The following is a 19081-nucleotide window of genomic DNA, read 5'->3' as shown; positions in this document are numbered from 1 at the left end:
TCAGTCCACCGTCACGTAGTCAGGGCCGGAGTACCGTCCGGTGGTCAGCTTCTGGCGCTGCATCAGCAGGTCGTTGAGCAGGCTGGAGGCGCCGAAGCGGAACCAGTGCGGGCTCAGCCAGTCGTCGCCGAGGGTCTCGTTGACCATCACCAGGTACTTCATGGCGTCCTTGGTGGTCTTGATGCCGCCGGCCGGCTTCACACCGATCTGCACACCGGTCGCAGCGCGGAAGTCGCGGACGGCCTCCAGCATCAGCAGGGTCACCGGGGGAGTGGCGTTCACCGCGACCTTGCCGGTGGACGTCTTGATGAAGTCCGCGCCGGCCAGCATCGCCAGCCAGGAGGCGCGGCGCACGTTGTCGTACGTCTGCAGCTCGCCCGTCTCGAAGATCACCTTCAGGTGGGCGGAGGTGCCGTCGGGGCGGCGGCAGGCCTCCTTGACCGCGGTGATCTCGTTGAAGACGTCCAGGTAGCGCCCGGACAGGAAGGCGCCGCGGTCGATCACCATGTCGATCTCGTCAGCGCCGGCGGCGACCGCGTCCGCGGTGTCGGCGAGCTTCACCGGCAGGGCAGCGCGGCCGGCCGGGAAGGCGGTGGCGACCGAGGCGACCTGGATGTCGGTGCCGCGCAGCGCCTCCTTGGCGGTGGCGACCATGTCCGGATAGACGCAGATCGCCGCGACCCGCGGGGTCGTCGGGTCGGACGGGTCGGGGTTCCGGCCCTTGGTGCACAGCGAGCGCACCTTGCCGACCGTGTCCGCGCCTTCCAGCGTGGTCAGGTCGATCATCGAGATCGCCAGGTCGATGGCGTACGCCTTCGCCGTGGTCTTGATCGAGCGGGTGCCGAGGGTGGCGGCGCGAGCCTCCAGGCCGACCTGGTCGACGCCGGGCAGGCCGTGCAGGAAGCGGCGGAGCGAGGCCTCGGACGCCGCGACGTCCGCGAGGCCGCTGGCCGCAGCGCCAGGGGCGTGGGCTGCAAGAGTGGACATAGTCACCAGACCAGCATATCTACGCGCGTAGCGATCCGCTAGGGGACCCGGGTTTCGATGCCGGACCGAGATGTGGCCGGTCATGGGTGCCTCCCCGGCGCGGCGGCGGCGCTTGCGCCCGGTGCGGCGGCGTGTTCGAGCGCGGCGCGGGCGGCCGGGAAGAATGCCAGGGTGACTTCCGCAGCCGAACAGCCCGCGCCCCGCAAGAAGACCGGCCGACGCCCCGGCGGGGCCGACACCCGGCGCACGGTCCTGGAGGCCGCGCGGGCCGAGTTCGCCGCCCGCGGCTACCAGAAGGCCAGCATGCGGGCAATCGCCCGGGCCGCCGGAGTGGACGCCGCGCTGCTGCACCACTACTTCGGCAGCAAGGACAAGCTGTTCCTGGCAGCCCTGGAGTTCCCGATCGACCCGCGCATGGTGGTCGACCAGGTGCTGGCCGGCGACCGGGCGGCGGTCGGCGAGCGGGTCGCCCGCTTCGTCCTCGCCCTGTGGGACCAGCCGACCGTCCGGGACAGGCTGCTGGCCGTCCTGCGGACGGCCGCCGCCTCCGAGGAGGTCGCCGGGCTGATGCGCGGCTTCATGGTGACCGAGGTGGTCTCCCGGCTCGCCGCCGACCTCGACGTGCCGCAGCCCGAACTCCGGGTCGAGCTGGTGATGTCGCAGATCCTCGGGCTGGCCATGGCCCGGTACGTGATCGCCGTCGAACCGCTGGCCTCGGCCGCCCCCGAGGAGGTGCTGCCGCTGCTCGCCCGCGCCGTCCAGGGCTACCTCGTCGAGCCCTGACGCCGGAGCGGGTCCGTCGACGGCGTCCGGGCAGGCATCAGGGGCGGGGGCGGGCCGATCAGGGGCACGGGGAACCGTGCAATCCGGATGCGGACCACCGTCCGGGTCCCGGCGTGGCCCGGAGCCGATGTGTGACCAGTCCCGATTGCGCAGTTCTCCTCGGCCTTCGGCCCGGGAGGTGCCCACGCGCCCCTGGGTGGCGCCCCCGCGTCCGCGGCCCGTCTCCAGGTGTCTTGACGGGCTGCCTGCGGCACGCAAAACTCATCGCATGATGAATTCAGTGGCGGGGCCCGGCCCCGCGATCCGGACCACCGGGCTCACCGTGGTCCGCGGCGGCCGCCCCGTGCTGCACGGCCTCGACCTGGAGATCCCGCGCGGCTCGGTCACCGGCCTGCTCGGCCCCAGCGGCTGCGGCAAGACCACCCTGCTCCGCTCGATCGTCGGCGTGCAGCGCACCGCCGGCGGCGAGGTCGAGGTGCTCGGCCGCCCCGCGGGCCACGCCGACCTGCGCCACCGGGTCGGCTACGTCACCCAGGCGCCCTCCGTCTACGCCGACCTCACCGTCACCGAGAACCTCGCCTACTTCGCCGCCGTCCTCGGCGCACCGAAGAGCGACCCCGCCCGGGTGATCCACCAGGTCGGCCTGACCGGCCACGAGCACGACCCCGCCGGCCGGCTCTCCGGCGGCCAGCGCGCCCGCGTCTCGCTCGCCGCCGCCCTGCTCGGCACCCCCGAACTCCTCGTCCTGGACGAGCCGACCGTCGGCCTCGACCCGGTGCTCCGCCAGGACCTCTGGAAGCTCTTCCGCTCCCTCGCCGAGGACGGCGCCACCCTGCTGGTCTCCAGCCACGTCATGGACGAGGCCACCCGCTGCGACCGCCTGCTGCTGATGCGCGACGGCGGGCTGCTCGCCCACGACACCCCGGCCGCGCTGCTCGACGCCACCGGCGCCGCCGACATCGACACCGCCTTCCTCCGCCTCGTCGAGGGCGCCCCCGCCGACACCGCCGATGCCCTGGAGGGCGGCCGATGAGCACCCAGCGCACCCTCGCCACCGCCCGCCGCGTCCTCGCCCAGCTGCGCCACGACCCGCGCACCGTCGCCATGCTGCTGGTCGTCCCGTGCGTCCTGCTGACCCTGCTCCGCTACATGTACGACGGGCAGCCGCAGGCCTTCGACCGGATCGGCGCCGCCCTGCTCGGGATCTTCCCGCTGCTGGTGATGTTCCTGGTCACCTCGGTCGCCATGCTGCGCGAACGCACCACCGGCACCCTGGAGCGGCTGCTCACCATGCCGCTCGGCAAGCTCGACCTGCTGCTCGGCTACGCCCTCGCGTTCGGGCTCGTCGCCCTCGTCCAGGCCGCCCTCGCCTCCGCGCTCACCATCGGCCTGCTCGGCCTGGACGTCGCCGGCCCCACCTGGTTGCTGTTCGCCGTCGCGGTCGGCGACGGCCTGCTCGGCATGGCCCTCGGCCTGTTCGTCTCGGCCTTCGCCGCGACCGAGTTCCAGGCCGTGCAGTTCCTGCCCGCCGTCCTGCTGCCGCAGTTCCTGCTCTGCGGCCTGTTCGTGCCGCGCGAGCAGATGGCCGACGTGCTGCGCTGGGCCTCCGACGTCATGCCGCTCTCCTACGCGGTCGACGCCATGAGCAGGCTGACCGTGCACTCCGGCGTCGGCGGCGAGGTCGTCCGCGACCTGGCGGTCATCGCCGGCTGCGCCCTGCTCGCCCTCGGCCTCGGTGCGGCGACCCTGCGCCGCCGCACCCCCTGACGGCCGCGCCGGCCGGCCCGCCCGGCCCGCGCACCGTGACCCGCACGAACCACCGGCCCCGGGTCCCTGGGGCCGGTGGTTCCCATGCGGCAGAATCGTCCCCATGACCGATTCCGACGGCACGCCGCACCCCGGCCCGGCCGCACCCGAGGAGCAGTACGCCGACCGCGTCTACCGCTCCGGCCCCGGCATCATCTCCGGCGTCCTGCTGCTCGCCGTGGCCGCCTGGCTGATCGGCGACGCCGTGATCTCCGGCACCGGCCGCACCCCCTGGGTGGCGCTGGCGGCCGCGCCGGTCTTCGTCTTCCCGGTGATCGCCTACACCCTGCGGCCCGCGGTGTACGCCAACGAGCGCCGCCTGCTGGTCCGCAACCCGCTGCGCACCGTCAACGCGCCGTGGTCGGAGGTGGAGGGGCTGCGCTCCGGCTACTCCGTCGAGCTGTTCGCCGGAGGCCACAAGTACCAGGTGTGGGCGGTGCCGGTGTCGATCCGCCAGCGCAAGGCCGCCACCCGGCGTGCGGCGCGGGTCGCCAAGGACGGCACCCCGCAGCCCACGCTCCGGCCCGGCGAGAACGACCCCACCCGGGCCTGGTCCGACCAGGTGGTCGGCAACCTGCAGGAGATGGCCGAGCGGTGCGCCGGCAAGCCCGAGGCGAAGGGCGAGGTGTCCGTCAGCTGGTGCTGGTGGGTGATCGCCCCGACCGTGTTCGGGCTGATCGCCCTGGTCACCCTGATCGTCGCCGGCTGACGGCCGGCCGCCGTACGGGCAGCGCAGTACGGACGCCGCAGTGAACGAAGGGGCCCGCCGACCACTGGTCGGCGAGCCCCGGTGCTGTCGAGGGCGCCTCCCGGCCGGCGAAGCGGGGTGCCGGCCGGGAGGCGCCGGCCGTCAGGCGTCGATGCCTGCGGCAGCCGCGAGGTCGCGCTTGATGCCCGCGAGCAGGACGGCGGCCCGCTCGCGCGCGGCGGCCAGCCCGGTGGCGCCGGCGACCGGCAGGACGACCTCCAGGTAGCACTTGAGCTTGGGCTCGGTGCCGGAGGGTCGGACGACGATGCGGGCCGAGCGGACGCCCTCGCCGGCCAGGTAGTAGCGCAGACCGTCGGTGGCGGGCAGGTCGGCGGAGCCGGCCGTGAGGTCGTCGGCGCGCTCCACCCGGAGCCCGGCCAGCTCCACGGGCGGCCGCTCGCGGAGCCGGTGCATGGCGTCGGCGATCAGCGCCAGGTCCTCGACCCGGACGGAGAGCTGGTCGGTGGCGTGCAGGCCGTGCTCCAGCGCCAGGTCGTCGAGCAGGTCGGCGAGCGTACGGCCGGACTGCTTGAGGGTGGCGGCGAGTTCGGCGACCAGCAGGGCGGCGGTGATGCCGTCCTTGTCGCGCACGCCGGCCGGGTCGACGCAGTAGCCGAGCGCCTCCTCGTAGCCGTAGCGCAGCTCCTCGGCGCGGGAGATCCACTTGAAGCCGGTGAGCGTCTCGGCGTAGCCGAGGCCCGCGGCGGCGGCGATCCGGCCGAGCAGGGTGGAGGAGACGATGGTGGTGGCGAAGGTGCCGCCGACCCGCTTGGCGACCAGGGCCGAGCCGAGCAGGGCGCCGACGTCGTCGCCGCGCAGCATCCGCCAGCCGCCGTTGCCCTCGACCGGGACGGCCACCGCGCAGCGGTCGGCGTCCGGGTCGTTGGCGATGACGATGTCCGGGCCGACCGAGGCGGCCGTCCGGAAGGCGAGGTCCATCGCGCCGGGCTCCTCCGGGTTGGGGAAGGCCACGGTCGGGAAGTCGGGGTCGGGCTCGGCCTGCTCGGCGACCACGGTGGGCGCGGGGAAGCCGGCCTGCTTGAAGGCGGCGAGCAGCACGTCGCGGCCCACGCCGTGCAGCGGGGTGTAGACGACGTCCAGGTCGCGCGGGCCGGCCGGGTCGAGCACGGTGACGGCGCGGTTCAGGTAGGCCTCGACGACGTCGTCGCCGAGCACCTCCCAGCCGCCCTCGGCGAGCGGGACGTCGGCGAGGGCGCCGATCGCGTCGATCTCGGCGGCGATGTCGGCGTCGGCCGGCGGGACGATCTGCGAGCCGTCGCCGAGGTAGACCTTGTAGCCGTTGTCCTGCGGCGGGTTGTGGCTGGCGGTGACGGTGACGCCGGCCGCGGCGCCGAGGTGGCGGATCGCGAAGGCGAGCACCGGGGTGGGCAGCGGCCGCGGCAGCAGGGCGGCGCGCAGGCCGGCGCCGACCACCGCGGCGGCGGTGTCCCTGGCGAAGTCCCACGACTTGTGCCGGGCGTCGTAGCCGATCACCACGAGGTCGCCGAGCTGCGGGTTCTTGCGCACGTAGGCGGCGAGGCCGGCGGCGGCGCGGATGACGACGGCCCGGTTCATCCGCATCGGGCCGGCACCGAGCTCGCCGCGCAGGCCGGCGGTGCCGAACTGCAGGCGGCCGGCGAAGCGCTCGGCCAGCCGGGACCAGGCGATGCGTTCCTCGGACTCGGCGTCGGGGCCCTCGGCGGCGGCGAGCAGCTCGGTGAGCTCCGCGCGGGTCTGCGGGTCTGGGTCCTCCGCGAGCCAGGTGCGGGCCCGGGCGAGGAGGTCGGTGGTTTGTGCCTGCGCCATGCTGCGAGCTCCAAACGGGGTGTGGGCCGGTCGGCGGCGGCCCGGCACCGCGTGGTGCCGGGCCGCCGCCGGTCTACTGATTCTGCGTCAGGACGTGCTCAGATCCGCTCAAGGACCTTCGCCAGCAGTTCGCCCATCCGCTCGGCGCTGGCCTTGCCGGCCTCCAGCACCTCTTCGTGGTTGAGCGGCTCGCCGGTCATGCCGGCGGCCAGGTTGGTGACCAGCGAGATGCCGAGCACCTCGGAGCCGGCCTCGCGGGCGGCGATGGCCTCCAGGGTGGTGGACATGCCGACGAGCTCGCCGCCGATCACCCGGGCCATGTTGACCTCGGCCGGGGTCTCGTAGTGCGGGCCGCGGAACTGCACGTAGACGGCCTCGTCGAGGGTCGGGTCGACCTCGCGGCACAGGGCGCGCAGGCGCTTGGAGTACAGGTCGGTGAGGTCGACGAAGTTGGCGCCGACGATCGGCGAGTCGGCGGTGAGGTTGATGTGGTCGCTGATCAGGACCGGCTGGCCCGGGGTCCAGCCCTGGCGCAGGCCGCCGCAGCCGTTGGTGAGGACGATGATCCCGCAGCCGGCGGCGGCGGCGGTGCGCACGCCGTGCACCACGGTGGCCACGCCGTGGCCCTCGTAGTAGTGGTTGCGGCCGAGGAAGATCAGGGCGCGCTTCTCGCCGATCTTCACGGAGCGGATGCGGCCGGCGTGCCCGGCGACGGCGGGGGCGGGGAAGCCCGGGAGCTCGGTGACGGCGAACTCGGCCACGGTCTCGCCGAGCGCGTCGGCGGCCGGCACCCAGCCGGAGCCCATGACGAGGGCGACGTCGTGGCGCTCGGCGCCGGTCAGCTCGCGGAGGCGGTCGGCGGCGGCCCGGGCGGCGGCGTAGGGGTCGGCGGAGACGACCGACTGAGGAGATGCGTTCACACTGCCGAGGATAGACAAGATTCGCCTACGCGCGTAGACCAACCCGCCAAGACGCGCCGGATCGTTACCCGAATCGTCCGTAAAGACCGGGAATCGCCGGTCGTCGGGCCCGCCGTTCGGCGGATCGCACGAGCCGGCCGGTGCGCCGGGTGCCGCGGCGCGCGCCCGCGGCGGTTCAGCAGGGGCGGCGGCGCAGGTCCCGCACGTAGTCGTCGGGGGCGCCGGCGCTCTCCGCCGCGTCCGCGATCAGCCCGAGGTAGCGGGCGGCGGGCAGCCCGCCCTCGTAGTCGTTGAGCACGTACGTCCACACCGGGATGTCGCCCTCCAGGGTGTGCGCCCGCAGCCTGATCTTGCGGTAGATCCCGAGCTGGACGCCCTCCCAGCGGTCGAGGCCCTCCTCGTCCACCGGCGAGACGTCGTACAGCGAGACGAACACCTGGTCCTTCTCGTCCTCCACCACCGTGGCCAGCGAACCCTCCCAGCCGAGGTGCTCGCCGCCGAAGGTCAGCCGCCAGCCGTCCAGCCAGCCCGTGCCGCGCAGCGGGGAGTGCGGAGCACGCCGGGTCATCTGCCGGGCGTCGAGGTTCGTGGCGTACGCGGCGTAGAGCGACATGGGCGCCAGCCTACGGGAGAGCGCTGCCCGGGACGGGGACGGGGAGCGCTCACCGCGGCCCCCGGGCGGGGTGAGCACATGGCAACGCCCCCGGCGTGGCTTTGGTTCCGGCATGCGGGAGAATGGTCCTCGTGACTCGGATCGTGATCATCGGTGGCGGACCCGGCGGATACGAGGCGGCCCTGGTGGCAGCCCAGCTCGGCGCGGAGGTGACCGTCGTCGACCGCGACGGTCTGGGAGGATCGGCGGTGCTGACGGACTGCGTGCCGTCCAAGACGCTGATCGCCACCGCCGAGGTGATGACGACCTTCGACAGCTCCTACGAGGAGCTCGGCATCATCGTCGCCGACGACACCCCGCCGCTGGCCAAGTCCGCCCGGGTGGTCGGCGTCGACCTCGGCAAGGTCAACCGCCGTGTGAAGCGCCTCGCGATCGCCCAGTCCCACGACATCACCCAGGCCGTCACCCGGGCCGGCGTCACCGTGCTGCGCGGCAAGGGCCGCCTCGGTGCCGGCGGCCAGGCGGTGGACGGCTCCCGCGAGGTCGTCGTCGACCGCGAGGACGGCACCAGCGAGACGCTGCGCGCCGACGCGGTGCTCATCGCCACCGGCGTGCACCCCCGCGAGCTCCCGGACGCCCAGCCGGACGGCGAGCGCATCCTGACCTGGACGCAGGTCTACGACCTGGACGAGCTGCCGCGCGAGCTGATCGTGGTCGGCTCCGGCGTCACCGGCGCCGAGTTCGCCGGCGCGTACCAGGCGCTGGGCTCCAACGTCACCCTGGTGTCCAGCCGCGACCGCGTCCTGCCGGGCGAGGACCCGGACGCCGCCGAGGTGCTGGAGGACGTCTTCCGCCGCCGCGGCATGAACGTGATGAGCCGTTCGCGCGCCGAGAGCGCCAAGCGGATCGGCGACAAGGTCGAGGTCACCCTCTCCGACGGCACCGTGATCGAGGGCACCCACTGCCTGATGGCGGTCGGCTCGATCCCCAACACCGCGAACATGGGCCTGGAGGAGGCCGGGGTCACCCTCAACGACTGGGGCCAGATCAAGGTCGACCGGGTCTCCCGCACCACCGCCCCCGGCGTCTACGCGGCCGGCGACTGCACCGGCGTCTTCATGCTCGCCTCGGTCGCCGCGATGCAGGGCCGGATCGCCATGTACCACGCGCTCGGCGACGCGGTGCAGCCGCTCAACCTGAAGACCGTCGCCTCCAACGTCTTCACCGACCCGGAGATCGCCACCGTCGGCTACACGGCCGCCGACGTGGCCGGCGGCAAGATGGACGCCGTCGAGGTCAAGCTGCCGCTGCGCGGCAACCCGCGGGCCAAGATGCAGGGCATCAGGGACGGCTTCGTGAAGCTGTTCTGTCGCCCCGGCACCGGCATCGTGGTCGGCGGCGTCGTGGTCGCGCCGCGCGCCAGCGAACTCATCCATTCGATTTCGCTCGCCGTGGACAACAACCTGACGGTCGAACAGGTGGCCGGCGCGTTCACCGTGTACCCCTCGCTCTCCGGCTCCACCGCGGAGGCCGCCCGCCAGCTGCACATCCGCAAGCGCGAGAGCTCGGACTCCTGACCCGCTGAGCACAGTTGGGGCGGTCGCCGCGGCGGCCGCCCCTTCTCGTCCACCCGTGCGGCCGAGCGCGTGCCGCGCGTCCCGCGGCGCGAATTGTACGGTCGCGCGCCGCTCGCACGTGAGCGTTTCCGGTTACCAGCTGCAAACGCCTGAAAGCAGACGGTCATTCGGGTTACCGTCGGTTCCGTGTTTGCTGCAGAACGTCGCCAGTTGATCCTCGAAATGGTGCGCGCCAACGGAGCGGTCTCGCTCCGGGAGTTGGCCCGCGTCGTCCAGACCTCCGAAGTCACCGTCCGCCGGGACGTCCGGGCCCTGGAGGCCGAAGGGCTGCTCGACCGCCGCCACGGCGGTGCGGTGCTTCCCGGAGGCTTCAGCCGGGAGCCCGGCTACCCGCAGAAGACCCACCTCGCCGCGGCCGAGAAGAGCGCCATCGCCGACCTGGCCGCCGGCCTGGTCGAGGAGGGCGACGCCGTGGTCGTGGGCGCCGGCACCACCACCCAGGAGCTGGCCCGCCGGCTCGCCCGGGTGCCGGGCCTCACCGTGGTCACCAACTCGCTGCTGGTGGCCCAGGCGCTGGCGCACGCCAACCGGGTCGAGGTGGTGATGACCGGCGGCACCCTGCGCGGCTCCAACTACGCCCTGGTGGGCAGTGGCGCCGAGCAGTCGCTGGCCGGCCTGCGGGTGGCCAAGGCCTTCGTCTCGGGCAGCGGCCTGACCGCCGAGCGCGGCCTGTCCACCACCAACATGCTGTCCGCGAGCGTGGACCGCGCACTGGTGCAGGCCGCCGCCGAGGTGATCGTCCTCGCCGACCACACCAAGCTCGGCGCCGACACCATGTTCCAGACGGTGCCGACGGACGCCATCACCCGGCTGGTCACCGACGAGCAGTCCGCCGCCCAGGACCCGACCGCCCGGGAGCTGGACGCGCTCGCCGACTGCGGGGTGCAGATCTCGCTGGCCCCGCTCGGCACGCCCGCGGAGCCGCCGGTGCACAGCGGTCCGGCCCACCCGATGGCGGGGCACCAGCCGCCGCCGGGGGCCGTCCCGCGCCGCTCGGCCCCGCCCGGGGCACCGCTGCCCGGCCAGCGCCGCCCCGCCGTGCACGCCGGCCTGATCGCCCGTCCGATGGCCACCGGCCGCCCCTGAAACGGCGGACGGCCGGCCCGCACACCCCGAGGGGTGCGGACCGGCCGTCCGGGCTGTCCCGCCGGGGCGGGTCAGTTGTCCTTGATCTCGCAGAGCGCCGCGCCGCTGCTGACGCTCGCGCCGACCTCGGCCTTCAGACCGACGATGGTGCCGGACTTGTGGGCGTTGAGCGGCTGCTCCATCTTCATGGCCTCGAGGACGACGATCAGCTCGCCCTCCGCGACGACCTGGCCCTCCTCGACGGCGACCTTGACGATGGTGCCCTGCATCGGGGAGGCGAGGGTGTCGCCGCTGACCGCGGAGCCCGCCTTCTTCGCGCCGACCCGGCGCTTGGCGACCTTGGTGCCGGTGGCCGCCGGGGCGCTGGCGACGCCCAGCGAGGAGGGCAGCGAGACCTCGATCCGCTTGCCGCCGACCTCGACCACGACGGTCTCGCGGCCCTCGGCCTCGTCACCGTCGCCGCCGGCGCCGGTGAAGGCCGGGATGGTGTTCTGGAACTCGGTCTCGATCCAGCGGGTGTAGACCTTGAACGGCTCGTCGCTGCCGTGCACCTCGGGCGCGAACGCCGGGTCGGTCACCACCGCGCGGTGGAACGGGATGGCGGTCGCCATGCCCTCGACCTTGAACTCCTCCAGCGCGCGGGCGGCACGCTGCAGGGCCTGCTGCCGGGTGGCGCCGGTGACGATCAGCTTGGCGAGCAGCGAGTCCCAGGCGGGGCCGATGACCGAGCCGGTCTCGACGCCGGCGTCCAGGCGCACGCCCGGACCGGACGGCGGGGAGAACAGCGTCACGGTGCCGGGGGCGGGCAGGAAGTTGCGGCCCGGGTCCTCACCGTTGATGCGGAACTCCAGCGAGTGGCCGCGGATCTCCGGGTCGTCGTAGCCGAGCTCCTCGCCGTCGGCGATCCGGAACATCTCGCGGACCAGGTCGATGCCGGTGACCTCCTCGGAGACCGGGTGCTCGACCTGCAGGCGGGTGTTGACCTCCAGGAAGGAGATCAGGCCGTCCTGGGAGACCAGGAACTCGCAGGTGCCGGCGCCCACGTAGCCCGCCTCGCGGAGGATGGCCTTGGACGCGCGGTACAGCTCCGCGTTCTGCTCGTCGGTCAGGAACGGCGCGGGGGCCTCCTCGACCAGCTTCTGGTGGCGGCGCTGCAGCGAGCAGTCGCGGGTGGAGACGACGACCACGTTGCCGTGCTGGTCGGCGAGGCACTGGGTCTCGACGTGCCGCGGCTTGTCCAGGTACTGCTCGACGAAGCACTCGCCGCGGCCGAAGGCGGCGACCGCCTCGCGGACGGCGGACTCGTACAGCTCGGGGATCTCCTCGAGCGTGCGGGCGACCTTCAGGCCGCGGCCGCCGCCGCCGTACGCCGCCTTGATGGCGACCGGCAGGCCGTGCTCGGTGGCGAAGGCGACGACCTCGTCGGAGCCGGAGACCGGCTCCGGGGTGCCGGCGACCAGCGGCGCGCCGGCGCGCTGGGCGACGTGGCGGGCGGTGACCTTGTCACCGAGGTCGCGGATGGCCTGCGGCGGCGGGCCGATCCAGATCAGCCCGGCGCCGATGACGGCCTGGGCGAAGTCGGCGTTCTCCGAGAGGAAGCCGTAGCCGGGGTGGACGGCGTCCGCACCGGAGTCGGCGGCCGCCTTCAGCACCTTGGCGATGTCCAGGTAGCTGGTCGCGGGGGTGTCGCCGCCGAGCGCGTAGGCCTCGTCGGCCGCGCGGACGTGCAGCGCGTCCCGATCCGGCTCGGCGTAGACGGCGACGCTGGCAATACCGGCGTCCCGACACGCCCGGGCGACGCGGACAGCGATCTCTCCGCGGTTGGCGATGAGCACCTTGCGCACTGTGGCTCCCTTCTTGAACCTCGTTGAGTCTAGGGATCTAAGGGCACTACCGGCGAGTAGTCCCTGGTGGTGAGCTAGCCCACACGGAGCGTCACCCGAATTCGTGATCACGCGACCACGCAGCGGCAGACCCCGCTGGTAGAGACGCTACGCGCCGCGGTCGGCCGCGGCGCGCGGCGCCCCGGAGGAGCGTCCGCGCGGCCGTGGCCTTCGCCACACGGCGGTCAGGCCGCCGCCGTGGCGGCCTCCCGCTTGGTGGTCGCCTTGGCGGTGACCTCGGCGGCGAGCTCGACCACGTCCGGCCCGTACGCCCCGGGGTTGACCACCTTCAGCACCACGACGAACGTGCTGTCCGTGCCGTGCCGACGCGCCAGCGCGCGGTGGTTGGCCGCCAGGTAGCGGACCGCCGCGTGGTTGGACGTGGAGGTCTGACCGGATATCAGGAAGACCGGCCGGTCTCCCGCTCCGGCGTGCACCCTGGCCAGCAGGGCGTACACCGGCACGCCCTCCTGGACCGGCCGGGTGAGCGGGAACTCCTGGTCGCCCACCGTGATCGTCAGATCGGTGTCCCCCGCGGCGGCGGTCACCCCGGGCAGCCAGGACGCCAGGTGGGCGGCCGTCCGGTTGTTGCTGGACGGCCCGCCGAGGCAGAACTCCGCCTTGGCGCCGAGCCCCTGGCGCACCTGGTCGTGCGCCACGATCTCGGCCCGCGCCCCGCACTCGCGCACCAGGGCGGCGAGTTCCATCAGCGCGTACACGTCGTTGCGTGCGACGGCCGTGGAGGCCCGCGCCCCGGCGTCCCGATTGACCACCAGGAGGCACTCGGTGCCCTCCGGCATGCCGAAGAACCGCTGGGTGCGCTCCAGCCTGCGCCGGCGGCGCACGGTCTGGGCGATCCAGCCGATGCCCGCGCTGATGGCCGAGGCCACCAGTCCGAGCACCACGTTGAGGACGCTGTCGGTCATCTCCCCCGCTCCTTCCGGCCGACGGCTGCGTCAGCCTATCGGGGGACGGTACGGGGCCGGGCTGGCCCGCCGCGACAGTAGTTCGCCCCCGGTTCTGTCCGATTCCGCAGGGCACCGGGCGGAGTCTTGCGTTCCGCTTCTTCCGTTATTGGTATGGACCATTGACGGCCCGGAGGGCGCCCCCTAGCGTGGCGCCGCGTCGGGCGGCCGCCGGCCGCCCCCGGACCGGGGGAGTTGTTGTCATGCGGACCACCACGGGGGTGCGGCTGGCGGCTGTGCTGGCCGCTGTCGCGGTGCTGGCGGGCTGCGGATCGGGCAGCGGGCCGGACGGCGGCAGACCCGGACCCGCGGCCGCGAGCAGCCCGGAGAGGTACGGCTGCCTCACCGAGGAGCAGGCCGCCGAGGGTTCCGTCACGATCGACGGACTGGCCCCCGTGCAGGCCTGGTTCCGCGACTCGGAGGCGGGCGGCGCGAAGACCGCCGTGGTCCTCTCGCACCAGAACGGCGGCACCCTCTGCGACTGGATCCCCTACCTGGACGCCTTCACCAGGGCCGGGTACGCGGTGCTGCCCTACACCGCCAACGGGAACGTCTCCGACAACATCGAGCAGGTGGCCGCCCACCTCAAGGCCAAGGGCATCGCCCGGCTCGTCCTGGTCGGCGCCTCCAAGGGCGGCACCGGCTCGATCGTCGCCGGCTCGCTGCCCGACCTGCCGGTGCCGGCGGCCGCGGTGGTCTCGCTCAGCTCGGCGGAGTCCTTCGGCGGCGACAGTGCGAGCAACGCCGTCAAGCGGCTGACCGCCCCCGTCCTGTTCGCCGCGGAGGAGAACGACCAGCCCTTCGCCGACTACGCCCGCAGCCTGCACGCCGCGGCGGCCGCCGCCGACAAGCAGCTCAAGCTCTACCCGGGCGGCAACCACGGCGCCCCGCTGCTCTCCGACGGCGCCCTGCCCGACGTGCTGGCCTTCCTGGCCCGGGCGGCGCCGCCGCAGGGCTGAGCCGGGCGTGCGGGCCCCGGACCGGAGGCCGCTCAGACCCAGAGGTCGGTGATCCGCACGTCCAGGTCGGCGAGCAGGCGCCGCAGCAGCGGCAGCGACAGGCCGATCACATTGCCCGGGTCGCCGTCGATGCCCTCCACGAACGGGGCCGACCGGCCGTCCAGCGTGAACGCCCCGGCGACGTGCAGCGGCTCGCCGGAGGCGATGTACGCGGCGACCTCCTCGTCGTCGGGGGTGCCGAAGCGCACGGTGGTCGAGGCGGTCGCCGAGGACTGCCGGCCGGTCACCGTGTCGACCACGCAGTGGCCGGTGCGGAGCACGCCCTCGCGGCCGCGCATCGAGCGCCAGCGCTCCAGCGCCTCGGCCGCGTCCGCGGGCTTGCCGAGCGCCAGCCCGTCCAGCTCCAGCACCGAGTCGCAGCCGATCACCAGCTCGCCGCCGGTGAGGCCGGCGGCGACCGTCTTGGCCTTGGCCTCGGCGAGCACCAGGGCGAGCTCGGCGGGGGTGGCGGCGGTGAGCGCGTCCTCGTCGACGCCGCTGACCCTGACCTGCGGGTCGAGGCCGGCCTGGCGGAGCAGCCCGAGCCGGGCCGGGGACGCGGAGGCGAGAACGAGGGTGCGGCGTTCGGTCATGCCGCCCAGCCTAGGGGGTGCCGTCGGCACCCGGGTGACCCTCTCACCGGACCAGCAGGACGGCTGCGACGAAGGCGAGGACCGCCAGCAGCGGGCCGGCGCGGCGCAGCATCCGCTGCGCCCTCCTCGCTTCGGGGGAGGGCTCGTCGCGGGGGTCTGACCAGAGCACCTCACCAGCCTGCGCCGAGGGCTCCGCGGGCGCCTGAGTACGCGTACTCAAACCCTCCTGCCCCGTCCGGCACCCTTGACGGGCGGGCCGGCCGGCCCTGCAATGGTGCGGACGTCTTGTCGCGTCCATGATCCGTGCGGGCGGAGGGTGCGGCGGCGTCACCAGGTCAGGGACTCCCCGGGCGCCCACCGGTGCCCGGTTTTCCGCAGGTTCCAGCCGAGGAGACGTACCGTGCCCCGTTCGTCCGTCAGATTAGAGGCCCTCCGCCCGTATGCGGTGGCCCTGTTCCGCGTCGTCGCAGGCCTGCTGTTCACGGCCCACGGCGCCGCCTCGCTGTTCGGCGTCCCGGCCAGCGGCCGGGGCGGCGCCACGGTGGAGGCGTGGTCCTGGCCCGGCTGGTACGCCGCGGTCATCCAGCTCGTCGGCGGCGCCCTGGTGCTGCTGGGCCTCGCGACCCGCGCGGCGGCCGTCGTCTGCTCCGGCTCGATGGCGTACGCCTACTTCTCCGTGCACCAGGAGCACGCGCTCTGGCCGATGCAGAACGGCGGCGAGCCGGCCGCCCTGTTCGCCTGGGTGTTCCTGCTGATCGCGGTGCTCGGCCCCGGCGCGGTGGCCCTGGACGGCCTGCTGGGCCGCCGACCGGCCGCCACGGGCTGACCGGCCCGACCGGCCCGACCGGTCCTGCCGCAGAACGCAGAACGCCGGACGGCCCGGTGCACCGCCCCGCGAAGGGGGGTGCACCGGGCCGTCCTGCTGCCTCGGAACTAGCGGGCCCAGCCGGAGGTCCGCCAGGCGGCGGGGCCGTGGGCCGGCATGCTGCGCATCTTCCGCGCGTGGTCGCGCCACGGGGAGGCCGGGCCGCCCGCCCGGCCGGCCGCCTCTGCGGCTGCCTGCGCGGCGGCGGCCCGGGAATGGACCACCGCCAGGACGGTGGCCAGCTCCTCGGGGGTCGGCTGCCCGTGCAGCACCTGGATGGGGGCCATGGGTCAATCCTCTCCCGGAACGGACTACAGCGGAATGTTGCCGTGCTTCTTCGGCGGCAGGGTCTCGCGCTTGCCGCGCAGCGCCCGCAGCCCGCGCACGATGTGCCGGCGGGTCTCGCTCGGCGCGATGACCGCGTCCACGTAGCCGCGCTCGGCGGCCAGGTACGGGTTGAGCAGGGTGTCCTCGTACTCGGCGACCAGCTCGGCGCGACGGGCGTCGACGTCCTCGCCCGCCTTGGCGGCCGCGGCGAGCTCGCGGCGGTAGACGATGTTGGCCGCGCCCTGCGCGCCCATCACGGCGATCTGCGCGGTCGGCCAGGCCAGGTTGAGGTCGGCGCCGAGGTGCTTGGAGCCCATGACGTCGTACGCGCCGCCGAAGGCCTTGCGGGTGATCACGGTGATCAGCGGCACGGTGGCCTCGGCGTAGGCGTAGATCAGCTTGGCGCCGCGGCGGATGATGCCGTCCCACTCCTGGCCGGTGCCGGGCAGGAAGCCCGGCACGTCGACGAAGGTCAGCACCGGGATGTTGAAGCTGTCGCAGGTCCGCACGAAGCGGGCGGCCTTCTCGCTGGCGTCGATGTCCAGGCAGCCGGCCAGGTCCATCGGCTGGTTGCCGACGATGCCGACCGGGTGGCCCTCGACCCGGCCGAAGCCGGTGATGATGTTGCCGGCGAACAGCGGCTGGGTCTCCAGGAACTCGCCGTCGTCCAGGACGTGCTCGATCACCTTGTGCATGTCGTACGGCTGGTTCGCCGAGTCCGGCACGATGGTGTCGAGTTCGAGGTCCTCGTCCGTGATGGAGAGGTCGGCCTGCTCGGGGTAGACCGGCGGGTCGGAGAGGTTGTTGGAGGGCAGGTACGACAGCAGGTTCTTGACGTACTCGATCGCCTCCTTCTCGTCCGCGGCCAGGTAGTGCGCGTTGCCCGACTTGGTGTTGTGGGTGCGGGCGCCGCCCAGCTCCTCCATGCCGACGTCCTCGCCGGTGACCGTCTTGATGACGTCCGGGCCGGTGATGAACATGTGCGAGGTCTGGTCGGCCATCACCACGAAGTCGGTGATCGCGGGGGAGTACACCGCGCCGCCCGCACAGGGGCCCATGATCAGGGAGATCTGCGGGACCACGCCCGAGGCGTGCACGTTGCGGCGGAAGATCTCGCCGTACAGGCCGAGCGAGACCACGCCCTCCTGGATGCGCGCACCACCGGAGTCGTTGATGCCGATGACCGGGCAGCCGGTCTTCAGCGCGAAGTCCATCACCTTGACGATCTTCTCGCCGAACACCTCGCCGAGGGAGCCGCCGAAGACCGTGAAGTCCTGCGCGAAGACCGCGACCTGACGGCCGTCGATCGTGCCGTAGCCGGTCACCACACCGTCGCCGTACGGACGGTTCTTCTCCTGGCCGAAGTTGGTCGAGCGGTGCCGGGCGAACTCGTCGAACTCGACGAACGAGTCCTCGTCCAGCAGCTCGACAACCCGCTCACGCGCCGTCAGCTTGCCCTTGGCATGCTGCTTCTCGACGGCTGCGGCAGAGCCGGAGTGCACCGCCTCGTCGATCCTGCGCCGCAGATCGGCGAGTTTCCCGGCGGTGGTGTGCGGGTCGTACGGCGCCTCGGTCATTGAGGTGGCTCTCCCTGGTCCTTGGCCGCTCCCGGAGCCGACGACGGCATGAGGGCAGGGCGGCACTGCGACTACCGCGAAGTAGCGTAGCCAGCGGCAGACGAATCGTGTTATGGCCAGCGACACAGTGTGTCGGAACGGCTTCTGCGGGACGATGGCTGTTTTTGTCGCCGTGTTGTCGCCGTGTTGTCGCCCACTCGCCTCCGGCCCTCTTGATCCGGCGCCGACGGTCGTCGCTGCTGTGACTCGCCCGCTCGCCTCCGGCCCTCTTGATCCGGCGCCGACGGTCGTCCCTCCGTCGCTCCTTCGTCGCTCCCTCGCTCCTCCCTTTCGGCACCGGCGGGCCCTTCGGCTCGGGGCGGGGCGCTCCCGTGTTCCCCGCTTTGGTGTCGGCGGGCCCTTCGGCTCGGGGCGGGCCGTGCTTCTTGCCGGGCCGGCTCGGGTGGGTGTTGCTCGGGCCGCTGGTGCGGTGGCCCGTCGGTAGGCTGGCCAGGTGACCGACGCCGATCAGCCCGAGCCCACCCGCCCCCGCCGCAGTGGCCTGCGAGGCTTCGGCCACACCGGCCCCTCGCCGTGGACGGACCTGGAACGCCCGCCGCTGGACGCCGCGGTCCTCCGGCACGACCTGGTCGTCCCCGGCGGCCTGTGGACCTCCCTCGACGTCGTCACCGAGACCGGCTCCACCAACAGCGACCTCGCCGCCCTCGCCCGCGAGGGTGCCCCCGAGGGCGCCGTGCTGATCGCCGAGGCGCAGAACGCCGGCCGCGGCCGCCTGGAGCGCCGCTGGAGCGCCCCGCCGCGATCCGGTCTCTTCCTCTCCGTGCTGCTGCGGCCCACCGGCGTGCCGGTCGAGCGCTACGGCTGGCTGCCCATCCTGGTCGGGGTCGCCGCGGCCGCCACCGTCTCCCGGATCGCCGAGGTCGACACCGGCCTGAAGTGGCCCAACGACCTGCAGGTCGTCATCGGCGGCGAGGAGCGCAAGATCGGCGGCATCCTCACCGAACTCTCCGGCGGTGCGGTCGTCGCCGGACTCGGCATCAACGTCACCCTCCGCACCGGGGAACTCCCCGTGCCCGCCGCCGGCTCGCTCGCCCTGGCGGGTGCCGCCGTCACCGACCGGCAGACCCTGCTGCGCGGCCTGCTCCGCGAGTTCGCCGAGGTGTACGGCGAGTGGCGGGCCGCGGCCGGCGACCCGCACGCCAGCGGGCTGCTGCCCGCGTACACCGCCCGCTGCACCACGCTCGGCCGGACGGTGCGGGTGCAGCTCCCCGGCGACCGCGAACTCGCGGGCGAGGCCGTCGCGGTGGACGGCGACGGCCGGCTGGTCGTCCGTACCGCCGACGGCACCCGCCACCCGGTGGCGGCGGGCGACGTGGTGCACGTCCGCCCGGAGCGTCCCGAGTCCGCCTGATCCGGACGGATGCCCCGGATTGCGGGATTCCGTGCGAACATTCCACCTGGCAGCGGTGTGAGGCGCGCCACTACCC

19 protein-coding genes are annotated in these 19081 nt (G+C 73.6%); 9 read left to right on the top strand and 10 right to left on the bottom strand.

Annotated elements, in window-relative coordinates; all coding sequences use genetic code 11:
* Positions 1-987 carry a deoxyribose-phosphate aldolase gene (deoC, locus tag ACQ614_RS14315; RefSeq protein WP_431683925.1) on the bottom strand — a complete coding sequence of 329 codons (987 nt, stop codon included), beginning with the start codon at positions 985-987 and terminating at the stop codon, positions 1-3.
* A gap of 171 nt (positions 988-1158) precedes the next feature.
* Between deoC and ACQ614_RS14310 the strand changes: the two genes are divergently transcribed.
* The 4 genes from ACQ614_RS14310 to ACQ614_RS14295 all read left to right on the top strand — a co-directional run bounded on the left by ACQ614_RS14310 (position 1159) and on the right by ACQ614_RS14295 (position 4285).
* The gene (locus tag ACQ614_RS14310) at positions 1159-1770 is read left to right on the top strand and encodes a TetR family transcriptional regulator (RefSeq protein WP_431678953.1); all 612 of its coding nucleotides are present in this window, start codon (positions 1159-1161) and stop codon (positions 1768-1770) included.
* 268 nt (positions 1771-2038) lie between these two features.
* Positions 2039-2803 (top strand): ABC transporter ATP-binding protein, encoded by a 765-nt coding sequence (locus ACQ614_RS14305; protein WP_431678952.1) that lies wholly within the window; start codon positions 2039-2041, stop codon positions 2801-2803.
* Positions 2800-3537 carry an ABC transporter permease gene (locus ACQ614_RS14300; protein ID WP_363491798.1) on the top strand — a complete coding sequence of 246 codons (738 nt, stop codon included), beginning with the start codon at positions 2800-2802 and terminating at the stop codon, positions 3535-3537. The genes ACQ614_RS14305 and ACQ614_RS14300 overlap by 4 nt, the downstream gene beginning before the upstream one ends.
* A gap of 103 nt (positions 3538-3640) precedes the next feature.
* Positions 3641-4285, top strand: coding sequence for a PH domain-containing protein (locus tag ACQ614_RS14295; protein ID WP_431678951.1), 645 nt, complete (start codon positions 3641-3643; stop codon positions 4283-4285).
* 141 nt (positions 4286-4426) lie between these two features.
* On the opposite strand, the gene ACQ614_RS14290 is transcribed toward ACQ614_RS14295, so the two are convergent.
* The 3 genes from ACQ614_RS14290 to ACQ614_RS14280 form a co-directional block, all read right to left on the bottom strand.
* Complete coding sequence (locus ACQ614_RS14290) at positions 4427-6130, bottom strand: phospho-sugar mutase (RefSeq protein WP_431678949.1); 1704 nt, start codon at positions 6128-6130, stop codon at positions 4427-4429.
* Between the two features lie 98 nt (positions 6131-6228).
* The gene (locus ACQ614_RS14285; protein ID WP_363499873.1) at positions 6229-7050 is read right to left on the bottom strand and encodes a purine-nucleoside phosphorylase; all 822 of its coding nucleotides are present in this window, start codon (positions 7048-7050) and stop codon (positions 6229-6231) included.
* A 175-nt stretch (positions 7051-7225) separates the two neighbouring features.
* Positions 7226-7663 (bottom strand): gamma-glutamylcyclotransferase, encoded by a 438-nt coding sequence (locus ACQ614_RS14280; RefSeq protein WP_363499875.1) that lies wholly within the window; start codon positions 7661-7663, stop codon positions 7226-7228.
* Positions 7664-7785: 122 nt separating this feature from the next.
* On the opposite strand from ACQ614_RS14280, the gene ACQ614_RS14275 reads away from it, so the two are divergent.
* Together ACQ614_RS14275 and ACQ614_RS14270 are read left to right on the top strand one after the other, a co-directional pair.
* Positions 7786-9240 (top strand): NAD(P)H-quinone dehydrogenase, encoded by a 1455-nt coding sequence (locus ACQ614_RS14275; RefSeq protein ID WP_431678947.1) that lies wholly within the window; start codon positions 7786-7788, stop codon positions 9238-9240.
* Between the two features lie 222 nt (positions 9241-9462).
* Entirely contained in the window at positions 9463-10386 is a 924-nt protein-coding gene (locus tag ACQ614_RS14270) for a DeoR/GlpR family DNA-binding transcription regulator (RefSeq protein ID WP_431683924.1), read from the top strand.
* 71 nt (positions 10387-10457) lie between these two features.
* Here ACQ614_RS14270 and ACQ614_RS14265 read toward each other — a convergent pair whose 3' ends face one another.
* Positions 10458-12230 carry an acetyl/propionyl/methylcrotonyl-CoA carboxylase subunit alpha gene (locus ACQ614_RS14265; protein ID WP_431678946.1) on the bottom strand — a complete coding sequence of 591 codons (1773 nt, stop codon included), beginning with the start codon at positions 12228-12230 and terminating at the stop codon, positions 10458-10460.
* Between the two features lie 224 nt (positions 12231-12454).
* Positions 12455-13195, bottom strand: coding sequence for a hypothetical protein (locus tag ACQ614_RS14260; RefSeq protein ID WP_431678945.1), 741 nt, complete (start codon positions 13193-13195; stop codon positions 12455-12457).
* Between the two features lie 242 nt (positions 13196-13437).
* Between ACQ614_RS14260 and ACQ614_RS14255 the strand changes: the two genes are divergently transcribed.
* Positions 13438-14193: an alpha/beta hydrolase family protein gene (locus ACQ614_RS14255; protein ID WP_431678943.1), complete on the top strand. Its 756-nt coding sequence runs from the start codon at positions 13438-13440 to the stop codon at positions 14191-14193.
* Between the two features lie 32 nt (positions 14194-14225).
* Here ACQ614_RS14255 and ACQ614_RS14250 read toward each other — a convergent pair whose 3' ends face one another.
* Positions 14226-14825, bottom strand: a complete 600-nt coding sequence (locus tag ACQ614_RS14250) for a nucleoside triphosphate pyrophosphatase (RefSeq protein ID WP_431678942.1) — start codon at positions 14823-14825, stop codon at positions 14226-14228.
* A 43-nt stretch (positions 14826-14868) separates the two neighbouring features.
* Positions 14869-14994 carry a morphogenic membrane protein MmpB gene (mmpB, locus tag ACQ614_RS14245; protein WP_363499889.1) on the bottom strand — a complete coding sequence of 42 codons (126 nt, stop codon included), beginning with the start codon at positions 14992-14994 and terminating at the stop codon, positions 14869-14871.
* 276 nt (positions 14995-15270) lie between these two features.
* Between mmpB and ACQ614_RS14240 the strand changes: the two genes are divergently transcribed.
* Entirely contained in the window at positions 15271-15651 is a 381-nt protein-coding gene (locus ACQ614_RS14240) for a DoxX family protein (protein WP_431678940.1), read from the top strand.
* Positions 15652-15758: 107 nt separating this feature from the next.
* On the opposite strand, the gene ACQ614_RS14235 is transcribed toward ACQ614_RS14240, so the two are convergent.
* Entirely contained in the window at positions 15759-15977 is a 219-nt protein-coding gene (locus ACQ614_RS14235) for an acyl-CoA carboxylase subunit epsilon (RefSeq protein WP_095874580.1), read from the bottom strand.
* A gap of 24 nt (positions 15978-16001) precedes the next feature.
* Positions 16002-17594, bottom strand: a complete 1593-nt coding sequence (locus ACQ614_RS14230) for an acyl-CoA carboxylase subunit beta (RefSeq protein WP_431678939.1) — start codon at positions 17592-17594, stop codon at positions 16002-16004.
* 541 nt (positions 17595-18135) lie between these two features.
* On the opposite strand from ACQ614_RS14230, the gene ACQ614_RS14225 reads away from it, so the two are divergent.
* A complete protein-coding gene (locus ACQ614_RS14225; protein ID WP_431683923.1) occupies positions 18136-19005 on the top strand; it encodes a biotin--[acetyl-CoA-carboxylase] ligase in 870 nt (289 codons plus the stop codon).
* Positions 19006-19081: the final 76 nt, after the last annotated feature.

It is taken from the genome of Kitasatospora dryopteridis (genome assembly GCF_050749075.1).
Lineage (GTDB): Bacteria > Actinomycetota > Actinomycetes > Streptomycetales > Streptomycetaceae > Kitasatospora.
The sequence above is the reverse complement of the archived record's forward strand: the minus strand, read 5'-3'. Positions and strand labels throughout refer to the sequence as shown.

Excerpts from the sequence above, each read along its gene's own strand:
- deoC (WP_431683925.1), bottom strand. The coding sequence starts at position 987 with ATGTCCACTCTTGCAGCCCACGCCCCTGGCGCTGCGGCCAGCGGCCTC.
- ACQ614_RS14305 (WP_431678952.1), top strand. The coding sequence starts at position 2,039 with ATGATGAATTCAGTGGCGGGGCCCGGCCCCGCGATCCGGACCACCGGG.
- ACQ614_RS14300 (WP_363491798.1), top strand. The coding sequence starts at position 2,800 with ATGAGCACCCAGCGCACCCTCGCCACCGCCCGCCGCGTCCTCGCCCAG.
- ACQ614_RS14295 (WP_431678951.1), top strand. The coding sequence starts at position 3,641 with ATGACCGATTCCGACGGCACGCCGCACCCCGGCCCGGCCGCACCCGAG.
- ACQ614_RS14290 (WP_431678949.1), bottom strand. The coding sequence starts at position 6,130 with ATGGCGCAGGCACAAACCACCGACCTCCTCGCCCGGGCCCGCACCTGG.
- ACQ614_RS14280 (WP_363499875.1), bottom strand. The coding sequence starts at position 7,663 with ATGTCGCTCTACGCCGCGTACGCCACGAACCTCGACGCCCGGCAGATG.
- ACQ614_RS14275 (WP_431678947.1), top strand. The coding sequence starts at position 7,786 with ATGGTCCTCGTGACTCGGATCGTGATCATCGGTGGCGGACCCGGCGGA.
- ACQ614_RS14270 (WP_431683924.1), top strand. The coding sequence starts at position 9,463 with ATGGTGCGCGCCAACGGAGCGGTCTCGCTCCGGGAGTTGGCCCGCGTC.
- ACQ614_RS14260 (WP_431678945.1), bottom strand. The coding sequence starts at position 13,195 with ATGACCGACAGCGTCCTCAACGTGGTGCTCGGACTGGTGGCCTCGGCC.
- ACQ614_RS14255 (WP_431678943.1), top strand. The coding sequence starts at position 13,438 with ATGCGGACCACCACGGGGGTGCGGCTGGCGGCTGTGCTGGCCGCTGTC.
- ACQ614_RS14250 (WP_431678942.1), bottom strand. The coding sequence starts at position 14,825 with ATGACCGAACGCCGCACCCTCGTTCTCGCCTCCGCGTCCCCGGCCCGG.
- ACQ614_RS14235 (WP_095874580.1), bottom strand. The coding sequence starts at position 15,977 with ATGGCCCCCATCCAGGTGCTGCACGGGCAGCCGACCCCCGAGGAGCTG.
- ACQ614_RS14230 (WP_431678939.1), bottom strand. The coding sequence starts at position 17,594 with ATGACCGAGGCGCCGTACGACCCGCACACCACCGCCGGGAAACTCGCC.